Origin of the sequence: Streptomyces sp. CG4, from assembly GCF_041080655.1 — a bacterium.
Classification (GTDB): Bacteria; Actinomycetota; Actinomycetes; order Streptomycetales; family Streptomycetaceae; genus Streptomyces.
Genome location: NZ_CP163525.1, coordinates 3740915 through 3765991 on the forward strand (window position 1 = coordinate 3740915; position 25077 = coordinate 3765991).

Sequence of the window (25077 nt, forward strand, 5' to 3'; positions counted from 1 at the left end):
ACATGGCTTCCGTATTCGAATACGCACCGGCGCCCGAGTCCCGCTCCGTCGTCGACATCGCCCCCTCCTACGGCCTCTTCATCGACGGCGAGTTCGCCGAGGCGGCCGACGGCAAGGTCTTCAAGACCGTCAGCCCCAGCACGGAAGAAGTGCTGTCCGAGGTCGCCCAGGCCGGCGAGGCGGACGTCGACCGTGCGGTCAAGGCCGCCCGCAAGGCCTTCGAGAAGTGGTCGGCGCTGCCGGGCTCCGAGCGCGCCAAGTTCCTGTTCCGCATCGCCCGGATCATCCAGGAGCGCAGCCGCGAGCTGGCCGTCCTGGAGACGCTGGACAACGGCAAGCCGATCAAGGAGACCCGCGACGCGGACCTCCCGCTGGTCGCCGCGCACTTCTTCTACTACGCGGGCTGGGCCGACAAGCTCGACCACGCCGGTTTCGGGGCGAACCCGCGTCCGCTGGGCGTGGCGGGCCAGGTCATCCCCTGGAACTTCCCGCTCCTCATGCTGGCCTGGAAGATCGCCCCGGCGCTCGCGACCGGCAACACGGTCGTCCTGAAGCCCGCCGAGACGACCCCCCTGTCCGCCCTGTTCTTCGCGGACATCTGCCGCCAGGCGGGCCTGCCCAAGGGCGTCGTCAACATCCTTCCGGGCTACGGCGACGCGGGCGCCGCCCTCGTGGCGCACCCGGACGTCAACAAGGTCGCCTTCACCGGCTCCACGGCCGTCGGCAAGGAGATCGCGCGGACCGTCGCGGGCACCCGCAAGAAGCTCACCCTCGAACTGGGCGGCAAGGGCGCCAACATCGTCTTCGACGACGCCCCGATCGACCAGGCCGTCGAGGGCATCGTGACCGGCATCTTCTTCAACCAGGGCCAGGTCTGCTGCGCGGGCAGCCGGCTGCTGGTCCAGGAGTCGATCCAGGACGAGCTGCTGGACTCCCTCAAGCGCCGCCTGTCCACGCTCCGCCTCGGCGACCCGCTGGACAAGAACACCGACATCGGCGCGATCAACTCCGCCGAGCAGCTGGCCCGGATCACCGCGCTGGCCGAGCGGGGCGAGGCGGAGGGCGCCGAGCGCTGGTCCCCGGCTTGCGAACTGCCGGGCTCCGGCTACTGGTTCGCCCCGACGCTGTTCACGAACGTCACCCAGGCGCACACCATCGCCCGCGACGAGATCTTCGGCCCGGTGCTGTCGGTCCTCACCTTCCGTACGCCGGACGAGGCGGTCGCCAAGGCGAACAACACGCAGTACGGCCTGTCGGCGGGCATCTGGACCGAGAAGGGCTCGCGGATCCTGGCCGTCGCGAACAAGCTGCGCGCCGGTGTCGTCTGGTCCAACACGTTCAACAAGTTCGATCCGACCTCGCCGTTCGGCGGTTACAAGGAGTCGGGCTTCGGCCGCGAGGGCGGCCGCCACGGCCTGGAGGCGTACCTCGATGTCTGAGAAGACCGAAAAGACCGAACCGCGACTGTCGGTCTTCAAGACCTACAAGCTGTACGTCGGCGGGAAGTTCCCGCGTTCCGAGAGCGGCCGGGTGTACGAGGTGACCGACTCGAAGGGCAAGTGGCTGGCCAACGCACCGCGGTCCAGCCGTAAGGACGCCCGTGACGCGGTCGTGGCCGCGCGCAAGGCCTTCGGCGGCTGGTCCGGGGCGACGGCGTACAACCGCGGCCAGATCCTCTACCGCGTCGCGGAGATGCTGGAGGGCCGCCGCGAGCAGTTCGTGCGCGAAGTGGCCGACGCGGAGGGCCTGACCAAGCCGAAGGCGGCCGCGGTCGTGGACGCGACCATCGACCGCTGGGTCTGGTACGCAGGCTGGACCGACAAGATCGCCCAGGTGACCGGCGGCGCCAACCCGGTCGCGGGCCCGTACTTCAACCTCTCCTCGCCCGAGCCGACCGGAGTGGTCGCCGTCCTGGCCCCGCAGGAGTCGTCCTTCCTGGGCCTGGTGTCGGTCGTCGCCCCGGTGATCGCCACCGGCAACACGGCGGTCGTGATCGCGAGCGAGCGGTCCCCGCTCCCGGCGCTCTCCCTGGCCGAGGTGCTGGCCACCTCCGACGTCCCCGGCGGCGTGGTCAACGTCCTGTCCGGCCGTACGGCGGAGATCGCGGCCCCGCTGGCCGCGCACCAGGACGTCAACGCGATCGACCTCGCGGGCGCCGACGAGGCGCTGGCGAAGGAGCTGGAGATCGCGGCGGCCGACAATCTGAAGCGGGTGCTCCGTCCACAGGCTGTGGATTACTTCGAGACGCCCGGCATCGAGCGGATGACGGCGTTCCTGGAGACCAAGACGGTGTGGCACCCGACGGGCTCGCTGGGCGCGTCCGGCTCGTCGTACTGAGTTCACACCGAGCCCGCACCGAGGCCGCACCGCGGCCCGCACGACCGAGAGCCGCGCCTTCCCTCCGTCCGGGGAAGGCGCGGCTCTCTCGTCTGCGGTCGCCCACCGACGCCTGCGGTCGGCTATTCCATTCCGGCCATGCCGCCCAGCACGCCGCTGAGCCCCTCCGCCACCGGGGCGACACCGATCGGACCGGTCCGGGCGAGCGGACCGGTCAGGCCGCCGAGGTCGCCCTCGTCCACCGGGAGGACCCGGGTGTGGGCGACCGGGGTGTACTGCAGCGCCTGGAGGGGAACGGCGGCGTAGTCGGTCACCCCCGGCACCTGGGCGCCGCCCTGCGGGGCCATCGACCCGAGCGGGGTGCGGGCCGGCGCGGCCGTCGCCCCGAACGAGCCGGGCAGCCCGGGTGCCTCCGCGGCGGGAGCGGCGTCCGTGGCGCGAGGCGCGTCCGCGGACGCCGTCATCGCCCCCGCGCCCAGCGTCGCCGAGGCGGTCGCGAGGACGATCAGGGCGCGTTGCGCGGTGCGGTTGAGGGGGGACGCGTGTCGTGCCATCTGGGGCCACCTTACCTGTGCACTGGGTAACGACTTCGACACGAAGAGTAGTTGAGGTGAGGGTCACGCTCAAAAGCCGACCCGCGGGGTCGGCAGGCGGCCCCCCATGCGTCAAACTGGTGTTCCGTGAGCCTTCATCTCCCGTCCCCCGCCCGTGTCGTGCTGCTGTGCGGCCCCTCCGGCTCGGGCAAGTCACTCGTCGCCGCCCGTTCCGGGCTCCCCGTGCTGCGCCTCGACGACTTCTACAAGGAGGGCGACGACCCGACGCTGCCCCTGGTGGCCGGGAGCGCGGACATCGACTGGGACCACCCCGAGTCCTGGGACGCGGACGGGGCGGTCGAGGCCATCGCCCGGCTGTGCGCCACCGGTTCCACGCCGATACCGGTGTACGACATCGCGCTGAGCGCCCGCACGGGCGAGGAGCAGCTGCACATCGGCCGTACCCCGCTGTTCGTCGCGGAGGGCATCTTCGCCGCGGAGATCGTCGAGCGCTGCCGTGAACGGGGCATGCTGGCGGACGCGCTCTGCCTGACCCGGGGCCCCGTCACCACCTTCCGCCGCCGCTTCCTGCGCGACCTGAAGGAGGGCCGCAAGTCGGTGCCGTTCCTGCTGCGCCGCGGCTGGCGGCTGATGCGCACGGAGCGGTCGATCGTCGCCCGCCAGGTGTCCCTGGGCGCGCATCCGTGCGGCCGGGACGAGGCGCTGGGCCGGCTGGCGGCGGCAGCGGCGGGCCGTCAGGCACGTCAGCAGACGGCGGCGTAGAAGCCGCCGTAGAAGCAGCAGCGGCGGACACGCAAAGCGGGACTGGACAGGCCCCCCAGCCCTCCAGTCCCGCTCCTGGTGCTCCCCCGTTTCCCCGTTCCCCTCCCTCGTTCCCCTCCCTCGTCCGTCCCCCGTGGGCCCACCCCCCGGTGGCCCCCGTTTTCCCCCGTGTCCCCCCGCGGGTCACCCCCCAGTGACCCCGGACCTTCAGGCGACCAGTTCGCCGAAGGCGTTCTCCTCGTCACGGCCGAAGCTGAGGACCTCGTCGTCGCGCAGCCGGCGGAGCGACCGCCAGATGCTGGACTTCACCGTGCCGACACTGATGTCGAGGATCTCCGCGATCTCCGGGTCCGTACGGCCCTCGTAGTAGCGCAGGACCAGCATGGTGCGCTGGAGCTCGGGCAGCCGGGCCAGCGCCTGCCACAGGACCGCGCGCAGCTCGGTGCCGCGCATCGCGTCCGTGTCGGAGGGCGTCTCCGGCAGTTCCTCGGTCGGGTACTCGTTGAGCTTGCGGCGCCGCCAGGCGCTGATGTGCAGGTTCGTCATGGTGCGGCGGAGGTATCCGCCGACCGCCGCCTTGTCGCTGATCCGGTCCCACGCCCTGTACGTCGAGAACAGCGCGCTCTGCAGCAGGTCCTCGGCCTCGAAGCGGTCGCCCGTCAGGTGGTAGGCGGTGGCGTACAGGGAGGCGCGGCGCTCCTGGACGTAGGCGGTGAACTCCGCCTCCGTCAGGGAGCGGCGCTGCTCCCCCGAGTCCTCCCTGTACGCGGTTCCCCCGTGCGTTTCCCCCGTGTGGCCGTCAACCACCGTCATGTACGTGGTGTGCTGACGCCCGGTGCCGCGAGCGCACCCCCGCCCTCCCCCACGCTCGAACACGCTCGCGCGGGAGGGACCCCCATCGGCACCGGACTTCTCGGAACCCCGGTGCACGTCGTGCAGACGCGTGATTACGGCGCTGGTGCTGATGCTGTGCAGCGTGTTCATCTCGCGCTCCCCGTCGTGGACTTGCGGTGGTTCGGTCTTGCCGGGCCGGTTCGGTGGGCCGCCCTGCCCGTGACCAAAAGACTGCCGGGGCCAGTTCATGGCCGTGTCCGTCGACTGTCACAGACCTGTCACAGGGGCCCTGCCCAGGGCTGTCACAGGAAGTGCGCAGTGGGTGGCGGCAGGAAAGGCCTGGTGCGCGCAGGTCGTACGACACCCCGTCCATGGGCCAGAATGAGCCCGTGCCTTCCCTGTTGCTGATCGAGGACGACGACGCCATCCGGACGGCCCTGGAGCTCTCTCTGACGCGCCAGGGCCACCGGGTGGCGACCGCTGCCAGCGGTGAGGACGGACTGAAGCTGCTCCGCGAGCAGCGGCCCGACCTGATCGTGCTGGACGTCATGCTGCCCGGCATCGACGGCTTCGAGGTGTGCCGGCGCATCCGGCGCACCGACCAGCTGCCGATCATCCTGCTGACCGCGCGCAGCGACGACATCGACGTCGTGGTCGGGCTGGAGTCGGGAGCCGACGACTACGTCGTCAAACCCGTCCAGGGCCGGGTGCTGGACGCCCGGATCCGGGCCGTGCTGCGGCGCGGGGAGCGCGAGTCCAGCGACTCGGCGACCTTCGGCAACGTGATCATCGACCGTTCGGCGATGACCGTGACGAAGAACGGCGAGGATCTGCAGCTGACCCCGACCGAGCTGCGGCTGCTGCTGGAGCTCAGCCGGCGGCCCGGTCAGGCGCTGTCCCGCCAGCAGCTGCTGCGGCTGGTGTGGGAGCACGACTATCTGGGTGACTCGCGCCTGGTGGACGCGTGTGTGCAGCGGCTGCGCGCCAAGGTGGAGGACGTGCCCTCGTCCCCGACCCTGATCCGTACCGTCCGTGGTGTCGGCTACCGCTTGGACACGCCTCAGTGACGGAAGAGCACGGCGGGCTGCGCGGCTGGGCCGCGGGGCGTGCGAAGAGTCTGGCGCGACTGCGCTTCACCAGCCTCAGGCTGCGGCTGGTCGTCGTCTTCGGGCTGGTGGCGCTGACGGCGGCCGTCTCGGCGTCGGGCATCGCGTACTGGCTGAACCGGGAGGCGGTGCTCACCCGCGCCCAGGACGCGGTTCTGCGTGACTTCCGGCAGGAGATGCAGAACCGCGCGGGCGCGCTGCCGGAGCATCCGACGCAGGACCAACTGCAGCGTGCGGCGGGCCAGATGGCGGCCAGCAGCCAGCGCTTCAGCGTGCTCCTGGTCGCCCAGGACGCCCACGGCAAGACGGTGTACGGCAACTCGGGCGGCATCAACGGCTTCTCGCTGGAGGACGTGCCGAAGTCGCTGCGCAAGGCCGTGAACAAGCAGCAGGCGGTGTCCGACACCAACAAGGACCCGTACCACCTGTACTGGCAGCGGGTCGTGGAGCACGGCACGCCGTATCTGGTGGCCGGTTCGAAGGTGATCGGCGGCGGTCCGACCGGCTACATGGCCAAGTCCCTGGAGCCGGAGGCGAAGGACCTCGACTCGCTGGCCTGGTCGCTGGGCATCGCCACCGGGCTCGCGCTGATCGGCGCCGCGCTGCTCGCGCAGGCCGCCGCCACGACCGTACTGAAGCCGGTGCACCGGCTGGGCGTCGCCGCCCGTCGGCTCGGCGAGGGCAGGCTGGACACCCGGCTGCGGGTGTCCGGCACGGACGAACTCGCCGACCTCTCCCGGACGTTCAACAACGCGGCCGAGGCGCTGGAGCAGCGGGTCGCCGAGATGGCCGCGCGGGACGAGGCGTCCCGCCGCTTCGTGGCGGACATGAGCCATGAGCTGCGCACCCCGCTGACGGCGATCACCGCGGTGACGGAGGTGCTGGAGGAGGAGCTGGAGGCGGAGTCGGGGTCGATGGACCCGATGATCGAGCCCGCCGTCCGGCTGGTCGTCAGCGAGACGCGCCGCCTCAACGACCTCGTCGAGAACCTGATGGAGGTCACCCGCTTCGACGCGGGCACCGCCCGGCTGGTCCTGGACGACGTCGACGTCGCCGACCAGATCACCGCCTGCATCGACGCCCGCGCGTGGCTGGACGCGGTCGAGCTGGACGCCGAACGCGGCATCCACGCCCGCCTCGATCCGCGCCGCCTGGACGTCATCCTCGCCAACCTGATCGGCAACGCGCTCAAGCACGGCGGGTCGCCGGTGCGGGTGTCGGTGCGCGTGTCCGACGCGGAGGACGCCGACATGGTGATCCAGGTCCGCGACCACGGCCCCGGCATCCCCGAGGACGTCCTCCCCCACGTCTTCGACCGCTTCTACAAGGCGAGCGCCTCCCGCCCGCGCTCCGAGGGCAGCGGCCTGGGCCTGTCCATCGCCATGGAGAACGCCCACATCCACGGCGGCGAGATCACCGCCGCCAACTCGCCCGACGGCGGCGCGGTGTTCACCCTGCGGCTGCCGCGGGACGCCTCCCGGCTGACGGAGGAGCCGGACGACGGCGAGAACGGCGGGAACGGGAACGGCGGGAACGGCGGCAAGGGCGCCGCAGGAAATCCAGCGGCTCCAGGAGACGCAGGCAACGCAGGCAACGCAGGAAATTCGGGAAGCTCGGGATGTTCAGGGAAGGAGGGGTCGTGACCGTACGACGCATGCTGGCGCTGCCCCTCCTGGGCCTGCTGCTCAGCGGCTGCGGCATCCGCTCCACGCAGGTGCCGACCGACTTCGGCGCCGCGCCCTCGCGGGTGCCGTGCTCGCTGGCCGGACCGGAGCGGTCCGCCCAGGGCACGCAGGGCGTCCCCGTGCAGGTCTTCCTGCTCTGCGGGGCGTCCCTGGTGGCCGTCGACCGGACGGTACGCGTCCCGGTGGGCACCCCGGACGCCCGGCGCCGGGTGATCGTGGCGCAGGGCCTGCTGGACCAGCTCGCGGCGTCCCCGTCGCCCGCGGAGCGCTCCGCGGGCTATACGACCTATGTGCCGGGCGCGCTGAGCGTGACCGGACCGCACCCCAGGGACCCCGAGGACGCGCTCCGCCTGAGCACGGCCCCGTCCCGTCTCACCTCCTACGCCCTCGCCCAGCTGGTCTGCACCCTGTCCGACTCGGCGGCCACGGAAGGCGACGGCTCGGTCATCCTGGGCGGCCCCGACACCGGGCCCCTCCACCGCTACGAATGCACCACGGACGTCCGCGACCGCCCGGGCACCAACGCGCCGCCCACCAGCGGGGTCGCGGGCAGGTAGCAGGGGTCCCGGGCCGACGGCACGGCAGCTCCCGAAGGGGCGCGGGACTGTATCGACGCGGGCTGTATCAATATGCGGCTCCGCCGCATGGGCACGACCAGCGGGTGCCCAAGAAGCGCAGGCTCCCCCGGAACCGCCAAGGCCCGGCGCCGCGTCTTGGGTGGCGTGCAGCGTCAAGGCTCCATCGGCGGCAGCGCCGCGATCCGCATCCGGGCGACCGGCGGCATCCTCCTCGCCGCCCATCTCGCCCTCGTCGCCTGGCTGATGCTGCGCCCTCTGGACGTGCCCTGGGTGACACCGCCCAACGTGCACCCCCTGGCCGGCATCCGCGCCGACCTGGCCCTGGGCTGGCCGCAGGCCGCCCGGCCCCTCGGCGAGGGCCTCGCCCTGCTCGCCCCGCTGGGCGTGCTGCTGCCGATGGCCCACGGCAGGCTCGACGTCTCCCCGCTCGCCTCCCTGATCCGTACGACCGCCGCCGGCGCCCTGATCTCCGCCGGTATCGCCCTGCTGCAGACCGGCGTACCCGGCAGGGTGGTCGACGTCGACTCGCTGCTGCTCAACACCGCCGGCGTGCTCCTGGCCCACCTGCTCGTCGTGCCCGCGGGCCGCGCCCGGCTGCGCAGGCGGCGGGAGCCGGGCGACGACGCCGAGGCCCGGCCCGGCACCGTCCAGGAGGAGCTGTCTCAGGGGCGCACCCCGACGATTCCCAGGGTCGGAATAGCTCCGTAGAGTGACGCTTCGCCCGGTTCGTCTCCGTATCGTCGAAAGCAGCTGAAGGACAGCGAATCGACGACCACGGAGGAGCCGTCATGACCGCCCTTGCCCGTCCCACCCACGGCCGCATGATCGGTGGAGTGTGCGCAGCGCTGGCCCGGCGCTTCGGCACCTCCGCGACGACGATGCGGGTGATCTTCCTGCTGTCCTGCCTGCTGCCCGGCCCGCAGTTCCTGCTCTACATAGCGCTGTGGATCCTGCTGCCGGCCGAGGACAAGACCCGCACCGCCTGGTGACCGCTCTGCGCACTACGCCGTCGGGGCGCTCCCGGACCGGACCGGAGCGCCCCGACGGCGTAGTGCGGCAGGCGGTGGACGTCAGCCGAGCGTGACCCCCTTCGGCAGCCCTGGCGTGGGCAGCCCCTGCGTCGGCAAGCCCTGCGCGGGCAGGCTCGGCGCCTGCAGTCCGCCGATGCGGCTGTGGAGCGGCGCGGTCGGCCCGCCCTGCAGCGCGTTCTCGACGGCCGGCCGCGTGGCGGCCACCCCGGCGCCCAGGGCGTCCTGGCCACGGCTGAGGGCGTCCTGCCCACGGGTCAGGGCGCCGGCGGTGCCCGGCTGAGCCGTGGCTACGTTCTCGCCCGGCAGAGTCTGGGTGACGGTGTCCAGCGCCGGGGGGGTCGCGTCCGGGACGGCCGTGGCCGCGCCCGCCGCGCCCGCGCCGAGGGCGGCGAAGGCGGCACCGAGAGCGGCGACACCGAGAGTCCTGACAGCGGAGTGCTTCATGGTAAATGCATCCTTGAAACGAGGGGGCGGGGGAACAAAAACGATGAATGGTCCTCGACCGTAAACACGGCCGAACACTCGCCGCAAACACCGAAATGCGGACGGGTTGTGAACGCGCTGTTCACAACCCGAGCCCCCTCGCACCGCCCCTATCTCTCAGTCCCGCCAGATGCCCTGGTGGAGGCCGTCTACTGAAACAGCCATTCGGATTTCAGCTCCGCATATCCGGGTTTGACGACGTCATTAATCATCGCCAGCCGTTCATCGAAAGGAATGAACGCCGATTTCATGGCATTGACGGAGAACCACTGCAGATCCTCGAGCGTGTAACCGAAGGCGTCGACGAGATGCGCGAATTCCTGGCTCATGCTCGTGTGCGACATCAACCGGTTGTCGGTGTTCACGGTGGCCCGGAAGTGCAGCCGGCGCAGCAGCCCGATCGGGTGCTCGGCGTACGAGGGCGCGGCCCCGGTCTGCAGGTTGGAGCTGGGGCACAGCTCCAGCGGGATCCGCTTGTCACGGACGTACGACGCCAGGCGGCCGAGCCGCACCGAGCCGTCCTCGCGGACCTCGATGTCGTCGATGATCCGCACACCGTGCCCGAGCCGGTCGGTGCCGCACCACTGCAGCGCCTGCCAGATGGACGGCAGCCCGAAGGCCTCTCCGGCGTGGATGGTGAAGTGGTTGTTCTCGCGCTTGAGGTACTCGAAGGCGTCCAGGTGCCGGGTGGGCGGGTAGCCGGCCTCGGCGCCGGCGATGTCGAAGCCGACGACGCCGGCGTCCCGGTAGCGGTTGGCGAGTTCGGCGATCTCCAGGGAGCGGGCCGCGTGCCGCATGGCGGTCAGCAGGGCACCGACCCGGATACGACGGCCGTTCTCCCGGGCGAGCCGCTCGCCCTGCCGGAACCCTTCGTTGACGGCCTCGACCACCTCCTCCAGGGTCAGCCCGCCCTCCAGATGCTGCTCGGGGGCGTAGCGCACCTCGGCGTAGACGACCCCGTCCTCGGCGAGGTCCTCGGCGCACTCCCGGGCGACGCGGACGAGCGCCTCCCGGGTCTGCATCACGCCGACGGTGTGTGTGAAGGTCTCCAGATAGCGTTCCAGCGAGCCGGAGTCGGCGGCCTCGCGGAACCAGATGCCCAGCTTGTCCGGATCGGCCTCGGGAAGCTCCGAGTAGCCGGATTCCCGGGCGAGTTCGACGACGGTTCCGGGGCGGAGCCCGCCATCGAGATGATCGTGCAGCAGAACCTTGGGTGCGCGGCGGATCTGGTCCGGCGTCGGAACGTGCGCCGGGACACTCGCCGAGACGGTCCCGGTCGGTGCGGTCTCGCTCGTCATCTCCGCACTGTAACGCCTACGCGCGTAGAGGGCCCGGTGAACGCGTCGGCTCGTTCACAGCACTTTTCCGGCGCTTTCCCGTCGATACGCAACGGTGACCGCATGTACGGGTTTCGTACACCGCCCCTTCTGACACTGTTCTGTCATGGGACAGCAAGCGACACCGGTCCGCACGGCCGGGCTGGGGAAGGCGGTCGGCCCGGCGCCGACGGCGGTGAGCGGAGCGGTCCTGCTGCTCCCCGGCGGGGAGGAGGTCTCCGCCCGCAAGCCGTCCCCCGTATGGGCGACGATCACGCTGCGCTCGCTGAGCCGCCGGCTCGCTCGCGCCGGGCGGGCCGAGGGGCTGGCCGTCCATACCGTCCACTACCGGTACCGCGGCTGGAACGGCAGCGAGGCCCACCTGGCGGCGGACGCGGAGTGGGCCGCCGACGAGGTCGTACGACGGTACGGCGACGTCCCCGTATGCCTCGTCGGAGTGGACATGGGCGGACGGGCGGCACTGCGGGCCGGCGGGCACGAAGCCGTCAACTCGGTCGTGGCGCTTGCCCCTTGGCTCCCGGAGGACGATGTGGCCGCGCCCGCCGAGCCGGTGCGGCAGCTGGCCGGGCGCCGGGTGCTGATCGTGCACGGCACGAACGACGAACGGACCGACCCCGAGCTGTCGTTCCGCTACGCGGCGCGGGCGAAGAAGGCGAACCGGGAGGTGTGCCGGTTCGAAGTGCACTCCGACGGACACGGGTTCAACGGGCATCGGGATGAAGTCGCCCATCTGGCCGTCGACTTCATGATGGGGGCGCTGTTCGGGCACCATGTGTCGCGGCCTGTCGAGGATGCGCTGGCGGCTCCGCCGCCCATCGGGCTTCGGATGCCGCTGGCTGTGGGATTCGGCCGGTCTTTGCGGTGGTAGGGCCCGGGGATGTCGTCTTCGCCCCTCAGGTGGGCAGCAGGTTGCCCCTCAGGTGGGCAGCAAGTTGCCCCTTCTTGACAGCAGGAACTTCTTGAAGGCCGCCACCGGGGGTGTGTCCGGGCGGCCCGCCAGCCAGGCGACACCCACCTCCCGGACCGCCCTCGGGGCTGTCACCGTCAGTTCCACCACCCCCGGCCGCGGGACCGTGGGCGGGGGCAGGAGGGCGACCCCCAGGCCCGCCGCCACCAGGCCCCGCAGGGTCTCGGCCTCCTCGCCCTCGAAGGCGACTCGCGGGCGGAAGCCGGCCTCTCGGCACAGGGCGTCGAAGATCCGGCGGAGGCCGTAACCGGGTTCCAGGGTGACGAAGGTTTCCTCGGCCGCCTCGGCGAGGCGGATGCGGCGACGGGCGGCCAGGCGGTGGTCGGCGGGGACGACCAGGCGGAGTTTCTGCTCGTCGAGGCGGCGCGCGACCAGGTCGGGGGCGTCGGGCACCGGCGAGGTCAGACAGAGGTCCAGCTCACCGGCGCGCAGGCGCTCCAGCATGGCCTCGCCGTAGTTCTGGACCAGGCTGAAGCGGACGCGCGGGTGGTCGGCGCGGAAGGCGTGGAGGAGGCCGGGGACGGTCTCGGCGCCCATGGTGTGCAGAAAGCCGAAGGCGACCTTGCCGGCGGCCGGGTCGGTGTCGGCGCGCACTTCTTCGACGGCCCGCTCGACCTCGGCGAGTGCGCGTTCGACTGAGGTGAGGAAGGTGCGCCCCGCGGGGGTCAGCGAGACCGTACGGCCGTGCCGGGCGAACAGGTCGACGCCCAGGTCCTGCTCCAGGCGGGCCATCGCACGGGAGAGGGTGGACTGCGGGACGTTCAGCTCGTGGGCGGCCCGGGTGACGTGCTCGGTGCGGGCCACGCCGGCGAAGTAGGCGAGGCGGGGCGCGAGCACCCTCGACATCTCAGACATGTCTTCTGTGTCACTGTTCGATGACAGGCGAGCCTGTGAGCTTTGCTGATGCGCCATGGGAACGATTATGGCCAGTCCATGCATTGGACGGATGAGTGGCCCGTCCATACGGTCGAGGTATGTCTCCCGCCAGTACCGGGGCGTCCACCACCGTGGGCGCCACCCTGCCCGTCCCGTCCGTCGACGCCACCGACTCCGACACCCGTATGACCCCGGGCGGCCCCGGCTATCGCCGGATGAGCCTCGCCCTCTTCCTCGCCGGAGTCGCGACCTTCGCCCTCCTGTATTCGACCCAGGCCCTGCTCCCGCTGATCTCCGGTGAGTTCGGGGTCGCGCCGGGCGAGGCGAGCTGGACGGTGGCGGCCGCGACCGGCGGACTGGCCCTGTTCGTACTGCCGATGAGCGCCCTGTCCGAGCGCTACGGCCGCCGTACGGTGATGACGGCCTCGCTGGCCGTCGCGGTCACGGTCGGCATGCTGGTGCCGTTCGCGCCGTCGCTCGGCGCGCTGGTGGTGCTGCGGGCGGTGCAGGGCGCGGCGCTCGCCGGTCTGCCGGCCTCGGCGCAGGCCTATCTGGCCGAGGAGGTCCGGCCGAAGGCGCTGATCACGGCGATCGGCCTGTTCGTCGCGGGCAACAGCGTCGGCGGCATGAGCGGCCGGGTGATCACGGGCTGGGTGGCCCAGGAGTGGGGCTGGCGGGTCGCCGTCGGGGCGATCGGCGTGATCGCGGTCGGCTGTGCGGTGGCGTTCCGGTTGCTGCTGCCGGCTCCGCGGCACTTCACGGCGGGCTCGCTGCGGCCCCGCGTCCTGCTCGGCACGGTCCGCGACCATCTCGCGAACCCGCTGTTGCGCAGGCTGTACGCGATCGGCGCGCTGTTCATGACGGTGTTCGGCGGGGTCTACACGGTGATCGGCTACCGGCTGACCGAGGCGCCGTTCGGGCTGCCGCAGGGCATCGCGGGCTCGATCTTCCTGGTCTATCTGGTGGGCACGGTCTCCGCGTCCGTGGCGGGCCGGCTGGTGGGCCGGCTCGGCCGCCGGGGCGCGCTGTATCTGGCGGGCGGTACGACGGCGGCGGGCCTGCTGCTCTCGCTGGCTCCCGCGCTGCCGCTGGTCCTGCTGGGCCTGGTGCTGATCACGGCGGGCTTCTTCGCGGGCCACGCGGTCGCCTCCTCGGCGGTCAGCAAGACGGCCACCGAGGGCCGCGCCCAGGCCTCGGCCCTGTACCAGTCCATGTACTACATCGGCTCCAGCGCCGGCAGCATGGTCGGTGCGACGGCCTTCCACACGGAGGGCTGGAGCGGCACGGTCGGCGTGGGACTGCTGGCGGTGCTGGGCGTCGTCACCATCACGGTGTTCGGCACCCGGGCGGCCCGGGTGGCGGCCCGGAGTTCGCTGGTGGCCAACGCACACTGAGGCGCCCTCGGGGGCGCGGGCCGTATCGATGGGCGGCTTCGCCGCGTGGGTGCGGGCGACCACGCGGCGAAGCCGCGGCCGCCCGCGGACCGCACCACCCGAGTTCTCCGGCACACCACCCCTCACCTGCACTTCTACGCACTCCGGGCGCCATTGTCAGTGCCCTGCGGTAGCTTCCCAAGTGGCGCGAAGGAGCGTCACAGGACCGGCCACAGGGGTGGGTGGACGATGGGCAAGGGCACGGCGACGGCGGACCTCGACGTCGCACTGGAGAAACACCGGACCGAGCTGACCGGGTACTGCTACCGGATGCTCGGCTCCTCCTTCGAGGCCGAGGACGCGGTGCAGGACACCCTGGTACGGGCCTGGCGGAGCTACGAGAAGTTCGAGGGCCGCTCCTCGCTGCGCTCGTGGCTGTACCGGATCGCGACGAACGTGTGCCTGGACATGCTGACGGCGGGCAACAAGCGGGCGCGGCCGATGGACCTCACCGAGTCGACGCCGCTCGCCCAGGTGGCCCTGTCCCCCCGCCCGGACAACACCTGGCTGGAGCCGGTGCCGGACGCACGCGTACTGCCGTCGGTCGACGACCCGGCGGAGGCGGCGGTGGCCAAGGAGTCGATCCGGCTGGCCTTCATGGCGGCCCTGCAGCAACTGCCGCCCAAGCAGCGGGCGGTGCTGATCCTGCGCGAGGTGCTGGCCTGGAAGGCGAGCGAGGTCGCCGAGCTGCTGGGCACCTCGGTCGCCTCGGTCAACAGCGCGCTGCAGCGGGCCCGGGCCACGCTCGCGGAGCGCGCGGACACGGGTGACGAGGGCGCGGTGTCCGACCCGCTGGACGAGGAGCAGCAAAGACTCCTGGAGCGGTATGTCAAAGCCTTCGAGGGCTACGACATGACGGCGCTCACGGCGCTGCTCCACGAGGACGCCGTCATGACGATGCCGCCGTTCGACCTGTGGCTGCGCGGCCCGGGTGACATCACCGGTTTCATGACCACCCTCGGTGCCTCCTGCGCCGGTTCCCGTCTGCTGCCGGTGCAGGTCAACGGCCTGCCGGGGTTCGCGCACTACAAGCCGGACGAGGAGAAGGGCGGTTTCAGCCCCTGGGCCGTGCAGGTGCTGGAGCTGTCAGACGGCCGGATCACCGGTTTCCACTGCTTCCTCGACACCAAGCGGTGGTTCCCGCTCTTCGGCCTGCCCCTCCACCTGGAAGCGGAGCCCGACGAGGCCGAGCAGGCCGAGTAGCGCGGGATCGGGGTCCCGCAGCCGGATCCGCCCGCCACTGCGGCGGGCGGCCAGCTCCAGCCGGGCCAGGAGATCCACCACCCCCAGCCCCGGCGGCCCGACCCCGGCCACATCACACACGGCGACCCGCTCCCCGTCCCCCGCCACCCTCGTCCGCACCTGCTCACACAGCGCCGCCACCGCGTCCCGGGCGACGGGGCCGGCCGGCACGAGCACGGCGGGAGTTTCGGCATCCACGTGCGGTAGACCGACGGGGCACACCGAACTCATCGCCTCGGCAAGGGCCCGAGGTGAGGTCAGTCGACGGGGAACTCGCCGGTGTCGATCGTGACGTCGAACGGCGCCGGGAGCTTGATGGGATCGCCGAACTTCACGGCGCTGAGGACCCGGTAGACATCGCCCTTCGGTTCCCCGTAGAGGGTCGCGGTGGGGCCTCCGGGGGCCCAGCGGTCGATGAGGAGGTAGAGCGGGATCCCGGCGGTGGCGTAGGCGGCGGCCTTGCTGACGCGGTCGTGGCGGGCGTTGGACTTGGAGGTCACTTCGACGACGAGTTCGGCGAGGGCGGCGGGGACGTAGGAGTCCGTCTCCAGGTGCTCCTGCACCGGCATGACCAGCAGGTCCGGGACGAGCATGCCCAGCCGTGACGGTACGGCGATCGACAGTGTCTGGAAGATCCCCCAGTCGTCCGGAATCACGGAGTAGAGGCGACGCTGGATACGTTCCGCGATCACGTTGTGGCGGAACGCGGGAGAAGGTGACACGGTGATGATCCCCTCAATGATCTCCACCTTGCTGCCCTCGGGCCATTCCATCTCCTCCCAGTACCGGACGAGGTCGTCCCAGTTCTGGTCGGGGTCCTGGCTCACGGTGAGTGCGCTCATGGCGGTCTCCTATCGGTGCGTCACCGATCCCAGCATGCCGAAGGGGACCGGTGCGGGTCCACCGATCCCCTTCACCCGAACGAGAAACTACCTGTTCAGGCGATGCGCTCCAGCACCACCGGCGATGCCGTGAAGTCGGTGCCGGGGGCCGCGATGTCGTACGAGCCCTCCACCGACTGCAGCGCGTACTCGAAGCGCTCGGGGGTGTCGGTGTGGAGGGTGAGGAGGGGCTGGCCCTCGGTCACGGTGTCGCCCGGCTTGGCGTGCATCTCGATGCCTGCCGCCGCCTGCACCGGGTCCTCCTTGCGGGCGCGGCCGGCGCCCAGGCGCCAGGCGGCGACACCGATGTCGTAGGCGTCGAGGCGGGTCAGGACGCCGGAGGACGGGGCCTTGATCACGTGCTGTTCGCGGGACGTGGGCAGCGCCGCGTCCGGGTCGCCGCCCTGGGCCGCGATCATCCGGCGCCAGACGTCCATCGCCGAGCCGTCGGCCAGGGCCTTCGCCGGGTCGGCGTCCTTCACGCCCGCCGCGTCCAGCATTTCGCGGGCCAGGGCGATCGTCAGCTCGACCACGTCCGCGGGGCCGCCGCCGGCCAGGACCTCCACCGACTCGCGGACCTCCAGCGCGTTGCCCGCCGTGAGGCCGAGCGGGGTCGACATGTCTGTCAGGAGGGCGACCGTCTTCACTCCGTGGTCCGTGCCGAGGCCGACCATCGTCGACGCCAGTTCGCGGGCGTCGTCCAGCGTCTTCATGAAGGCGCCGCTGCCCACCTTCACGTCCAGCACCAGCGAGCCCGTGCCCTCGGCGATCTTCTTCGACATGATGGACGAGGCGATCAGCGGGATCGCCTCCACCGTGCCGGTCACATCCCGCAGCGCGTACAGCTTCTTGTCCGCCGGGGCCAGGCCGTCGCCCGCCGCGCAGATCACCGCGCCCGTCGTGTCCAGGACGTGCAGCATCTCCTCGTTCGAGAGCAGCGCGCGCCAGCCGGGGATCGACTCCAGCTTGTCCAGGGTCCCGCCGGTGTGGCCGAGGCCCCGGCCCGAGAGCTGCGGGACCGCGGCGCCGCAGGCCGCGACGAGCGGGGCCAGCGGCAGGGTGATCTTGTCGCCGACGCCGCCCGTAGAGTGCTTGTCGGCCGTCGGGCGGGACAGGGCCGAGAAGTCCATGCGCTCGCCGGAGGCGATCATCGCCGCCGTCCAGCGGGCGATCTCGCGCCGGTTCATGCCGTTGAGCAGGATCGCCATGGCGAGCGCGGACATCTGCTCGTCGGCGACCTCGCCGCGGGTGTACGCGTCGATGACCCAGTCGATCTGTTCGTCGGTCAGCTCGCCGCGGTCCCGCTTGGTGCGGATGACGGAGATGGCGTCCATGGCCATGGCGTTCCCTTCGAAGAAGTGCGAAACGTACGGCCCCTCCGAAGGCGAAACCAGCGCTCGGAGGGGCCGTACGGCGTTACTTGGTGAGATGGTTCGGGCCGAAGGCCTGCGGCAGCATCTCGGAGAGGGGCAGGACGCCCGCCGGGGTGTCCATGAGGAGGTCCGGGCCGCCGAACTCGTACAGCAGCTGGCGGCAGCGGCCGCACGGCACGAGCAGGGCGCCCGTGCCGTCCACGCAGGTGAAGTGCGTGAGGCGGCCGCCGCCCGAGCGCTGCAGATCCGAGACCAGGCCGCACTCGGCGCACAGTCCGAGGCCGTAGGAGGCGTTCTCCACATTGCAGCCGGTGACCGTGCGGCCGTCGTCGACCCGGGCCGCCACACCGACCGGGAAGCCGGAGTAGGGGGCGTAGGCGTGGGACATCGCCTCCCGCGCCACCTCCCTGAGCGCCTCCCAGTCGAACTCGGCGGCTTGCTGTGTCACTTGCCCTGGCCCTTCCGGTAGCGCATACCGTCCGCCTTCGGCATCCGCAGGCGCTGCGCCGACAGGGACAGCACCAGCAGGGTGACGACGTACGGGGTGGCGCCCACGAAGTCGCTCGGGACCGTGTCGGTGAGCAGGTACCAGACCAGGATCACCGCGGCCATGACGAGACTGATCAGGCCCTGCAGCATCGCCTTGCGGTACAGCTTCCAGCCTGCCAGGGCCACGAGCAGGACCACCAGCAGGAGCAGCAGCGCGTGCACGGTCGTACCGCCGTTGCGCAGCTGGAGCGCGTCGGAGTAGCCGAACAGGCCGGCGCCCATCGCCAGGCCGCCCGGACGCCAGTTGCCGAAGATCATCGCCGCGAGGCCGATGTAGCCGCGGCCACCGGTCTGGCCCTCCAGGTAGGTGTGCGAGGTGACCAGGGCCAGGAAGGCGCCGCCGAGGCCGGCGAGGCCACCGGAGACGGCTACGGCCACGTACTTGTACGAGTACACGTTGACGCCGAGCGACTCCGCGGCGGTCGGGTTCTCGCCGCAGGAGCGCAGCCGCAGACCGAACGGCGTGCGCCACAGCAGCCACCAGCTGCCGACGAACAGCAGCACGGCGATGATCGTCACCACGGACAGGTTGGTGACCAGGCCGCCGAGGATGCCGGCGAGGTCGGAGACCAGGAACCAGTGGTGCTTCTCGATCGAGTTCAGGCCGCTGGACAGGCCGGGCACGGTGACCTGGGGCAGCGAGTCGACCGGCGGGGACTGCTTGGGGTTGCCGCCCGCGTCGGCCGCCTTGCCGGTGTTGAAGAACAGCTTGGCGAGGTACTGGGTGGCGCCGAGCGCGAGCAGGTTGATCGCGACACCGGAGACGATGTGGTCGACGCCGAAGGTGACGGTGACGACGGCGTGCACCAGACCGCCGAGGACACCGAAGGCGATGCCCATCAGCAGGCCGAGCCAGGGGCTGGACTGCCAGCCGATCCAGCCGGCGCCGAAGGTGCCGAGGATCATCATGCCCTCGAGGCCGATGTTGACCACACCGGACCGCTCGGACCACAGGCCGGCGAGACCGGCGAGGCCGATCGGCACGGCGAGACCGAGGGCGGCGCTGATCTGCCCGGCGGAGTCGAGCGAGTCGGAGCCGGTGATCATGCGGACGGCGGAGACGAGCAGCAGGGCGCCGGCGACGATCATGAGGATCTGGCCCAGCGACCGGCCCGTGCTCTGGGGGGCGCCCGCCGCCTTGGGGGCCGCGGGGGGCGGCGTGTCGGTCATCGTGGCAGTCATCACGCCACCTCCTGCTTCTTCGTCGCGGCGGCCTGAGCGGCGAGTTCCGCGCCGACCTTCTGCTGCTGGCGCTTGAGGCCGTAGCGGCGGACGACCTCGTAGGCGATCACGACGCAGAGGACGATGACGCCCTCGATGACGCCGAGGATCTCCTTGTCGTAGCCCTGGAACTCCAGGTGGTTGGTGGTGCGCTCCAGGAAGCCCCACAGCAGGGCGCCGAGTGCGATGCCGATCGGGTTGTTACGGCCGAGCAGCGCGATGGCGATGCCGGTGAAGCCGATGCCGGTGGGGAAGCTCGCGTCGTACTGGTGGCTCTCGTTGAGCAGGGTGGGCAGGCCGACCAGACCGGCCACCGCACCCGAGATGATCATGCTGGTGGCGACCATCTTCTTCACCGACACACCGCTCGCGGAGGCCGCGGACTCGGACTGGCCGACGGTGCGCAGGTCGAAGCCGAAGCGGGTGCGGCCGAGCACGAACCAGTACGCGAGACCGACCACCACGGCGACGATGATGAAGCCGTCGAGGATGCCGGCCGGGCCCGTGTTGATGGTGAAGAAGTACGACGACGACGGCAGCGGCTTGGTGGAGACCAGGGTGCCGCCCTGCTGGAGTTCGCCGAGCCTTCCGGGCTGGAGGAGGTAGGCGATGATCGCGGTGGCGATCGAGTTCAGCATGATGGTCGCGATGACCTCGCTGACGCCCCGGGTCACCTTGAGGATGCCGGCGATGGCGGCCCACAGGGCGCCGGTCCCCATGGCGCAGATCATGATCAGCGGGATGGCGATCCAGCCGGGCATGGTCAGCGCGCCGCCGAGGACGCCGGCGACGAACGCGGCGAGCCGGTACTGGCCGTCGACACCGATGTTGAACAGGTTCATCCGGAAGCCGATGGCCACCGAGACACCCGCGAGGTAGTACGTCGTCGCCTTGTTCAGGATGTAGACCTGGCTGTCGCTGGCGAAGCCGTAGGTCACCATGTCGCTGAACGCGCTGCCGGGGTTCTTGCCGGTCGCGAGGATCACCAGGGCGGTGACGACGAGCGCGGCGACGACCGCGAGCAGCGGCGCGGCGATGCCGAGGAGCAGCCGCTCCTTGTCGATGCGTTGGGTCAGCTTGTTCATCGCTCGTCGTCCTCTGTGTGCTCCAGGTGGCCGGTGGCCGCACCCGTCATGGCGGAGCCCAGCTCTTCGGGGGTGATCGTGGCGGGGTCGGCGTCGGCGACCAGACGGCCGCGGTACATCACCCGCAGGGTGTCGGAGAGCCCGATCAGCTCGTCCAGGTCGGCGGAGATCAGCAGGACGGCCATGCCCTCGCGGCGGGCCTCGCGGATGTAGTCCCAGATGGCGGCCTGGGCGCCGACGTCCACACCGCGGGTGGGGTGGGCGGCGATGAGCAGCTTGGGGTTGTGGCTCATCTCGCGGCCGACGATCAGCTTCTGCTGGTTGCCGCCGGACAGCGAGGCCGCGGTGACGTCGATACCGGGGGTGCGGACGTCGTACGCCTCGACGATGCGCTCGGTGTCGGCGCGGGCGGCCTTGATGTCGATGAGCCCGCCCTTGGAGTTGGGCTTCTCGGTGACGTGGCCGAGGATGCGGTTCTCCCACAGCGGGGCTTCGAGGAGCAGGCCGTGGCGGTGGCGGTCCTCGGGGATGTAGCCGATGCCGGCCTCGCGGCGGTGGCGGGTGGCGGCGTGGGAGATGTCGGCGTCGTCGAGCGTGATCACGCCCGCGTCCGGGTGGCGCATGCCCATGATCGCCTCGACCAGCTCGGACTGGCCGTTGCCCTCCACACCGGCGATGCCGAGGACCTCGCCCTTGTGGATGGTGAAGGAGATCTGGTCCAGGATGATCCGCTCGATGCCCTCGAGGTCGGTCTGCGCGAGGTGCAGCGCGTCCACCTTCAGCATCGGGACGTCCGTGACGGTGGACTCCGCGGTCTCCGGGGTGGGCAGCTCGCTGCCGACCATCAGCTCGGCGAGCTGCTTGGGAGTGGTGCCCCGCGGCTCGACCGTGCCGACCGTCGTACCGCGCCGGATGACGGTGATCTCGTCGGCGACGGAGAGCACCTCGCCCAGCTTGTGGGAGATGAAGATGACGGTGAGGCCCTCGGCCTTCAGCTCGCGCAGGTTGGCGAAGAGGGCGTCGACCTCCTGCGGCACGAGCACGGCGGTCGGCTCGTCGAGGATGAGGGTCTTGGCGCCGCGGTAGAGGACCTTGAGGATCTCCACGCGCTGGCGGTCGGCGACGCCCAGCTCCTCCACGAGGACGTCCGGGCGGACGTTCAGGCTGTACGCGTCCGAGATCTCCTTGATCTTGGCGCGGGCCTTGCCGCCGATGCCGTACAGCTTCTCCGCGCCGAGGACGACGTTCTCCAGCACGGTGAGGTTGTCGGCGAGCATGAAGTGCTGGTGCACCATGCCGATGCCGCGGGCGATGGCGTCGCCGGGGTTGTGCAGGACGACCTGCTCCCCGTTGACCGTGATGGTGCCCTCGTCCGGCTGCTGCATGCCGTAGAGGATCTTCATCAGGGTCGACTTGCCGGCGCCGTTCTCACCGCACAGGGCGTGGACGGTTCCGGTGCGGACGGTGATGTCGATGTCCTTGTTGGCAACGACACCGGGGAAACGCTTGGTGATGCCGCGCAGTTCGACGGCAGCGGGAGGGCTGGACGCGTTGATGGCGCACTCTCCTCGGGGAAAAGGGGCTGCATAGGGGAGGTGGCAGGCGTCGGCGACGCTAGCGCGGCAACTCCACGCTACACGCGTAGAGTTGACACATTGTTATGGCTCGGCGAGGGGCTCCCTGAGGGCGCCCCGCGCCGAGCCTGTGTCCGTCGGATCACGGGGTCACGGGGTGGTCTTGACCTTGATCTGGCCGGAGACGATCTTCTGCTTCGCGGCGTCCAGCTTGGGCTGGATGTCGGTGAGGAAGCCGCCGCTGGTGGCCAGGGAGACACCGTTCTTGGCGAGCGAGTAGACGTTGTTGCCGGTCAGCGGCTTGCCGTTGTGCACGGACTGGACCAGGTCGTAGACACCGACGTCGACGTTCTTGACGGCCGAGGTCAGGATCGCGTTCTTGTACTTGGCCAGACCCGGGATGTTGTACTGGTCGGAGTCCACGCCGATGGCCCAGGCGCCCTTGACGCCGCTGACGGCCTCGATCGCACCGTTGCCGGAGGAGCCGGCGGCGGAGTAGATGACGTCCGCGCCGTTGTCCAGCATGCCCTGCGCGGCCTCCTTGCCCTTGTCGGGGCTGGCGAAGCCGGAGGTGTCCGAGCCGTGGCTCAGGTACTGGGTGTCGACCTTGACCTTGGGGTTGGTGTCGTGCACGCCCTGGACGTAGCCCGCCTCGAACTTCTTGATCAGCGGGATGTCCACACCGCCGATGAAGCCGACGTGGTCCTTCTTGGTCTTCAGCGCGGCGGCGACACCGGCGAGGTAGGAGCTCTGCTCCTCGGTGAAGGTGATGTTGTCGACGTTGGTGCCGTTCACCACGGAGTCGACCAGGCCGAAGGAGGTCTTCGGGAACTGCTTGGCGACCTTCTCCACGGCGGGCGCGTAGGTGTAACCGATCGCGATGACCGGGTTGTAGCCGGCCTGGGCGAGGTCCGTGAGGCGCTGCTCGCGGTCGGCCGGGGTGTCGGAGGTCTTCGCGGTCAGCTCCTTGATGGAACCGCCGAACTCCTTCTCGGCCTTGTCGGCACCGCGCGCGGCGGAGTCGTTGAAGGAACGGTCACCACGGCCGCCGACGTCGTAGGCGAGACCGATCTTGACGCCCTTGCCGCCGCCCGAGGAGGAGGAAGAGGAAGTGTTGTCAGAGGACGTGCTGCCACACGCGGTGGCAGTCACGGCGAGTGCTGCGGTCGCGATACACGCAGCGGAAAGCTTGGCTACCCGGCGCACGGGAGGCTCCTTCACCTGACCTGAGCGCCCTGGAGGCGCTTGATGTGAGCACCATGCCAGTGCTCGAGCCGAAACGCCCCTTCGGCGTCGGCTTCGCGGCATCGTAACGCGCGTAGATGTCGCAAAAAACCCTCTCTCGAAGCCGTTATCGATTCGAGGCAAACAGCACCTGAACTCGGGGTCTTAGCCCTGCCGCGCCGCTATTGCGCACGATGTGCAAAAGGCTTATGAGCATGTTGCGCCGAACGGCGGAGCAGCCCACGTCAGGACCGCCCGCTCTCAGCGTCCGCCCTCACCGTCCATCCTCAGCGCCGCCCCGGCTTCCCACCTCGGGAGCGGTGCGGGAGCGCTGCGGGCAGCGGCTCCGCACGGAGTGATCACGGACTCACGGACGCACGAACTAACGGCCGTCGGGACGTCACGCCAATAAATATGACTTTTGAATTCCCGTAAGACCGGGCGCCCCACGCCACCGCCTTTTGAGTCGGGCCGAACGGCGTGACGCCGGACCGCCCGACTCGTGGGGCCGAACGTGGCTCAGCCCTGAACGCCGTTCGGTTCCAGGAAGGCCGCCGCCGTGAACATCTCCACGCCGACCTTGATCGCGTGTTCGTCGGCGTCGAAGTCACCCTGGTGGAGGTCGCGCACGGTGCGCTCGCCGGGGCGCCGTACCCCGAGGCGGGCCATGGCGCCCGGCACGTGCTCCAGATACCAGGAGTAGTCCTCGCCGCCGAGGCTCTGCTCGGTGCTCTCGACGGAGTCCCGGCCGCGCCGCGCGACCATCGCCCGGCGCAGCAGCTCGGTGGACTCCTTGTCGTTCACCACCGGCGGCACCCCGCGTACATAGGTGATCTCGGACTTGGCCCGGTGCAGGGTCGCGACCTCGTCGATGGCCGCGTGCACGATGTCGGGCGCGTCCCGCCAGGCCTCCAGGTCCAGGCAGCGCACGGTGCCGGACAGCTCGGCGTGCTGCGGGATCACGTTCGGCGCGTGGCCCGACTCGATCCGGCCCCAGGTGAGGACGAGGCCGACGCGGGCGTCGACGCGGCGGCCGATCACGGCGGGCACGTCGACGGCGACGCGGGCGGCGGCGTTCACCAGGTCGGTGGTCAGATGCGGCCGGGCGGTGTGCCCGCCCGGCCCGTCCAGGGCGACTTCGAGCCGGTCGCACGCGCTGGTGATCGCCCCGTGCCGCAGCCCGATCCGCCCGGCGTCGACGCGAGGGTCGCAGTGCACGGCGAGGATCCGCCCGACCCCCTTCAGCACCCCGTCCTCGATGGCGTCCAGGGCGCCGCCGGGCAGCACCTCCTCGGCGGGCTGGAAGAGCAGCCGTACCGGCCGGGGCAGCAGGCCCTTGGCGTGCAGGTCGGCGAGGACCAGCCCGGTGCCGAGTACGACGGTCGTGTGCACGTCGTGACCGCAGGCGTGCGCCCGGTCCGGCACGGTCGACCGATAGGCGCAGTCGGTCTTGGTGTCCGGGATGGGCAGGGCGTCGATGTCCGCGCGCAGGGCCAGGAGAGGCACGGCCGGGCGCTTGCCCTCGGTCAGGCCGATGTCACAGACGAGTCCGGTTCCCTTGGCGAGCACGCGGGGCCGAAGCCCTGCCTGCTCCAGCCGCTCCTTGATCGCGGCGGTCGTACGGAACTCCTGATTGCCCAGCTCAGGGTGCATGTGCAAGTCGCGACGGAAGGCGACGAGTTCGGCGTGCAGGGCTTCGCTCAGCACGCCGGGGAGCACATCCCCCGCAAGACCGGCCTCGGACTCTAGGGACATCAATTGCTTCACCCTCTGAAGGGTAGGACGCCCGGATGGTCAACTACCCCTCGATCAACAAAAGTTCAGCCCGTTAGGGGAAGAAAATCTGACCGGCGGACGCATGGCGGCGGACTCTGGTGGGTAAAACCTCTGTTTCTCCTTCCACGCATACCACGCCTCGCCATAGTCCCGCTCGACTTGTCCAGGT

25 protein-coding genes are annotated in these 25077 nt (G+C 70.7%); 11 read left to right on the plus strand and 14 right to left on the minus strand.

Translation table 11 applies throughout. The annotated features are described in order from the left end of the window. Window positions 1-2 precede the first annotated feature (2 nt). On the plus strand, window positions 3-1439 hold the full coding sequence (locus AB5L52_RS16880) for an aldehyde dehydrogenase family protein (protein WP_351021295.1): 1437 nt from the start codon (window positions 3-5) through the stop codon (window positions 1437-1439). Then, window positions 1432-2337, plus strand: a complete 906-nt coding sequence (locus AB5L52_RS16885; protein ID WP_369364824.1) for an aldehyde dehydrogenase — start codon at window positions 1432-1434, stop codon at window positions 2335-2337. The genes AB5L52_RS16880 and AB5L52_RS16885 overlap by 8 nt, the downstream gene beginning before the upstream one ends. Before the next feature lie 122 nt (window positions 2338-2459). On the opposite strand, the gene AB5L52_RS16890 is transcribed toward AB5L52_RS16885, so the two are convergent. Beyond that, on the minus strand, window positions 2460-2891 hold the full coding sequence (locus tag AB5L52_RS16890) for a hypothetical protein (RefSeq protein ID WP_369364825.1): 432 nt from the start codon (window positions 2889-2891) through the stop codon (window positions 2460-2462). 126 nt (window positions 2892-3017) lie between these two features. Here AB5L52_RS16890 and AB5L52_RS16895 point away from each other — a divergent pair, with 126 nt between their 5' ends. After that, the gene (locus AB5L52_RS16895; protein WP_351021301.1) at window positions 3018-3653 is read left to right on the plus strand and encodes a uridine kinase; all 636 of its coding nucleotides are present in this window, start codon (window positions 3018-3020) and stop codon (window positions 3651-3653) included. Window positions 3654-3860: 207 nt separating this feature from the next. Here the strand turns inward: AB5L52_RS16895 and AB5L52_RS16900 are convergent, their stop codons facing one another. Then, entirely contained in the window at window positions 3861-4637 is a 777-nt protein-coding gene (locus tag AB5L52_RS16900) for a SigE family RNA polymerase sigma factor (RefSeq protein ID WP_351021303.1), read from the minus strand. Between the two features lie 239 nt (window positions 4638-4876). On the opposite strand from AB5L52_RS16900, the gene afsQ1 reads away from it, so the two are divergent. The 5 genes from afsQ1 to AB5L52_RS16925 all read left to right on the plus strand — a co-directional run bounded on the left by afsQ1 (window position 4877) and on the right by AB5L52_RS16925 (window position 8845). Beyond that, a complete protein-coding gene (afsQ1, locus tag AB5L52_RS16905) occupies window positions 4877-5554 on the plus strand; it encodes a two-component system response regulator AfsQ1 (protein WP_351021305.1) in 678 nt (225 codons plus the stop codon). Further along, window positions 5551-7236 (plus strand): ATP-binding protein, encoded by a 1686-nt coding sequence (locus AB5L52_RS16910; protein WP_369364828.1) that lies wholly within the window; start codon window positions 5551-5553, stop codon window positions 7234-7236. Before afsQ1 ends, AB5L52_RS16910 begins: the two co-directional genes overlap by 4 nt. Further along, the gene (locus AB5L52_RS16915) at window positions 7233-7835 is read left to right on the plus strand and encodes a hypothetical protein (protein WP_351021309.1); all 603 of its coding nucleotides are present in this window, start codon (window positions 7233-7235) and stop codon (window positions 7833-7835) included. Before AB5L52_RS16910 ends, AB5L52_RS16915 begins: the two co-directional genes overlap by 4 nt. 165 nt (window positions 7836-8000) lie before the next feature. Beyond that, the gene (locus AB5L52_RS16920; protein WP_369364830.1) at window positions 8001-8564 is read left to right on the plus strand and encodes a VanZ family protein; all 564 of its coding nucleotides are present in this window, start codon (window positions 8001-8003) and stop codon (window positions 8562-8564) included. 80 nt (window positions 8565-8644) lie between these two features. Beyond that, complete coding sequence (locus tag AB5L52_RS16925; protein ID WP_076087760.1) at window positions 8645-8845, plus strand: PspC domain-containing protein; 201 nt, start codon at window positions 8645-8647, stop codon at window positions 8843-8845. Between the two features lie 81 nt (window positions 8846-8926). Here AB5L52_RS16925 and AB5L52_RS16930 read toward each other — a convergent pair whose 3' ends face one another. After that, complete coding sequence (locus AB5L52_RS16930) at window positions 8927-9331, minus strand: ATP-binding protein (RefSeq protein ID WP_351021313.1); 405 nt, start codon at window positions 9329-9331, stop codon at window positions 8927-8929. A gap of 188 nt (window positions 9332-9519) precedes the next feature. Continuing rightward, on the minus strand, window positions 9520-10668 hold the full coding sequence (locus AB5L52_RS16935) for an adenosine deaminase (RefSeq protein WP_369364832.1): 1149 nt from the start codon (window positions 10666-10668) through the stop codon (window positions 9520-9522). 145 nt (window positions 10669-10813) lie between these two features. Here AB5L52_RS16935 and AB5L52_RS16940 point away from each other — a divergent pair, with 145 nt between their 5' ends. Continuing rightward, window positions 10814-11575 (plus strand): prolyl oligopeptidase family serine peptidase, encoded by a 762-nt coding sequence (locus AB5L52_RS16940; protein ID WP_351021317.1) that lies wholly within the window; start codon window positions 10814-10816, stop codon window positions 11573-11575. Window positions 11576-11623: 48 nt separating this feature from the next. Here AB5L52_RS16940 and AB5L52_RS16945 read toward each other — a convergent pair whose 3' ends face one another. Next, entirely contained in the window at window positions 11624-12586 is a 963-nt protein-coding gene (locus AB5L52_RS16945) for a LysR substrate-binding domain-containing protein (protein WP_351561711.1), read from the minus strand. A gap of 62 nt (window positions 12587-12648) precedes the next feature. Between AB5L52_RS16945 and AB5L52_RS16950 the strand changes: the two genes are divergently transcribed. Together AB5L52_RS16950 and AB5L52_RS16955 are read left to right on the plus strand one after the other, a co-directional pair. Then, entirely contained in the window at window positions 12649-13944 is a 1296-nt protein-coding gene (locus tag AB5L52_RS16950; RefSeq protein ID WP_351021321.1) for an MFS transporter, read from the plus strand. Between the two features lie 228 nt (window positions 13945-14172). Then, a complete protein-coding gene (locus AB5L52_RS16955) occupies window positions 14173-15186 on the plus strand; it encodes a sigma-70 family RNA polymerase sigma factor (RefSeq protein ID WP_369364835.1) in 1014 nt (337 codons plus the stop codon). On the opposite strand, the gene AB5L52_RS16960 is transcribed toward AB5L52_RS16955, so the two are convergent. From AB5L52_RS16960 to AB5L52_RS17000, 9 genes are all read right to left on the minus strand, one after another. Beyond that, a complete protein-coding gene (locus tag AB5L52_RS16960; protein WP_369364836.1) occupies window positions 15070-15456 on the minus strand; it encodes an STAS domain-containing protein in 387 nt (128 codons plus the stop codon). The genes AB5L52_RS16955 and AB5L52_RS16960 overlap by 117 nt on opposite strands. A 26-nt stretch (window positions 15457-15482) precedes the next feature. Continuing rightward, window positions 15483-16067: a Uma2 family endonuclease gene (locus tag AB5L52_RS16965; protein ID WP_351021327.1), complete on the minus strand. Its 585-nt coding sequence runs from the start codon at window positions 16065-16067 to the stop codon at window positions 15483-15485. Window positions 16068-16162: 95 nt separating this feature from the next. Beyond that, window positions 16163-17446: a thymidine phosphorylase gene (locus tag AB5L52_RS16970; RefSeq protein WP_351561700.1), complete on the minus strand. Its 1284-nt coding sequence runs from the start codon at window positions 17444-17446 to the stop codon at window positions 16163-16165. 76 nt (window positions 17447-17522) lie between these two features. Then, a complete protein-coding gene (locus AB5L52_RS16975) occupies window positions 17523-17927 on the minus strand; it encodes a cytidine deaminase (protein ID WP_351021331.1) in 405 nt (134 codons plus the stop codon). Continuing rightward, window positions 17924-19210 (minus strand): ABC transporter permease, encoded by a 1287-nt coding sequence (locus AB5L52_RS16980; protein ID WP_351021333.1) that lies wholly within the window; start codon window positions 19208-19210, stop codon window positions 17924-17926. The genes AB5L52_RS16975 and AB5L52_RS16980 overlap by 4 nt, the downstream gene beginning before the upstream one ends. Continuing rightward, entirely contained in the window at window positions 19210-20334 is a 1125-nt protein-coding gene (locus tag AB5L52_RS16985) for an ABC transporter permease (protein ID WP_351021335.1), read from the minus strand. The genes AB5L52_RS16980 and AB5L52_RS16985 overlap by 1 nt, the downstream gene beginning before the upstream one ends. Beyond that, on the minus strand, window positions 20331-21857 hold the full coding sequence (locus AB5L52_RS16990; RefSeq protein ID WP_351021652.1) for an ABC transporter ATP-binding protein: 1527 nt from the start codon (window positions 21855-21857) through the stop codon (window positions 20331-20333). Before AB5L52_RS16990 ends, AB5L52_RS16985 begins: the two co-directional genes overlap by 4 nt. Before the next feature lie 201 nt (window positions 21858-22058). After that, window positions 22059-23114, minus strand: a complete 1056-nt coding sequence (locus AB5L52_RS16995; protein ID WP_351021337.1) for a BMP family ABC transporter substrate-binding protein — start codon at window positions 23112-23114, stop codon at window positions 22059-22061. A gap of 537 nt (window positions 23115-23651) precedes the next feature. Then, window positions 23652-24887 (minus strand): M20 family metallopeptidase, encoded by a 1236-nt coding sequence (locus tag AB5L52_RS17000; RefSeq protein WP_351021339.1) that lies wholly within the window; start codon window positions 24885-24887, stop codon window positions 23652-23654. Window positions 24888-25077 lie beyond the last annotated feature (190 nt).

Bases quoted from the DNA above. Each gene is read 5' to 3' on its own strand.
- AB5L52_RS16880 (WP_351021295.1), top strand. From the start codon at position 3: ATGGCTTCCGTATTCGAATACGCACCGGCGCCCGAGTCCCGCTCCGTC.
- AB5L52_RS16885 (WP_369364824.1), top strand. From the start codon at position 1,432: ATGTCTGAGAAGACCGAAAAGACCGAACCGCGACTGTCGGTCTTCAAG.
- AB5L52_RS16890 (WP_369364825.1), bottom strand. From the start codon at position 2,891: ATGGCACGACACGCGTCCCCCCTCAACCGCACCGCGCAACGCGCCCTG.
- AB5L52_RS16900 (WP_351021303.1), bottom strand. From the start codon at position 4,637: ATGAACACGCTGCACAGCATCAGCACCAGCGCCGTAATCACGCGTCTG.
- AB5L52_RS16925 (WP_076087760.1), top strand. From the start codon at position 8,645: ATGACCGCCCTTGCCCGTCCCACCCACGGCCGCATGATCGGTGGAGTG.
- AB5L52_RS16930 (WP_351021313.1), bottom strand. From the start codon at position 9,331: ATGAAGCACTCCGCTGTCAGGACTCTCGGTGTCGCCGCTCTCGGTGCC.
- AB5L52_RS16935 (WP_369364832.1), bottom strand. From the start codon at position 10,668: ATGACGAGCGAGACCGCACCGACCGGGACCGTCTCGGCGAGTGTCCCG.
- AB5L52_RS16940 (WP_351021317.1), top strand. From the start codon at position 10,814: ATGGGACAGCAAGCGACACCGGTCCGCACGGCCGGGCTGGGGAAGGCG.
- AB5L52_RS16945 (WP_351561711.1), bottom strand. From the start codon at position 12,586: ATGGCGCATCAGCAAAGCTCACAGGCTCGCCTGTCATCGAACAGTGAC.
- AB5L52_RS16950 (WP_351021321.1), top strand. From the start codon at position 12,649: ATGTCTCCCGCCAGTACCGGGGCGTCCACCACCGTGGGCGCCACCCTG.
- AB5L52_RS16955 (WP_369364835.1), top strand. From the start codon at position 14,173: ATGGGCAAGGGCACGGCGACGGCGGACCTCGACGTCGCACTGGAGAAA.
- AB5L52_RS16960 (WP_369364836.1), bottom strand. From the start codon at position 15,456: ATGAGTTCGGTGTGCCCCGTCGGTCTACCGCACGTGGATGCCGAAACT.
- AB5L52_RS16965 (WP_351021327.1), bottom strand. From the start codon at position 16,067: ATGAGCGCACTCACCGTGAGCCAGGACCCCGACCAGAACTGGGACGAC.
- AB5L52_RS16970 (WP_351561700.1), bottom strand. From the start codon at position 17,446: ATGGCCATGGACGCCATCTCCGTCATCCGCACCAAGCGGGACCGCGGC.
- AB5L52_RS16980 (WP_351021333.1), bottom strand. From the start codon at position 19,210: ATGACTGCCACGATGACCGACACGCCGCCCCCCGCGGCCCCCAAGGCG.
- AB5L52_RS16985 (WP_351021335.1), bottom strand. From the start codon at position 20,334: ATGAACAAGCTGACCCAACGCATCGACAAGGAGCGGCTGCTCCTCGGC.
- AB5L52_RS17000 (WP_351021339.1), bottom strand. From the start codon at position 24,887: ATGTCCCTAGAGTCCGAGGCCGGTCTTGCGGGGGATGTGCTCCCCGGC.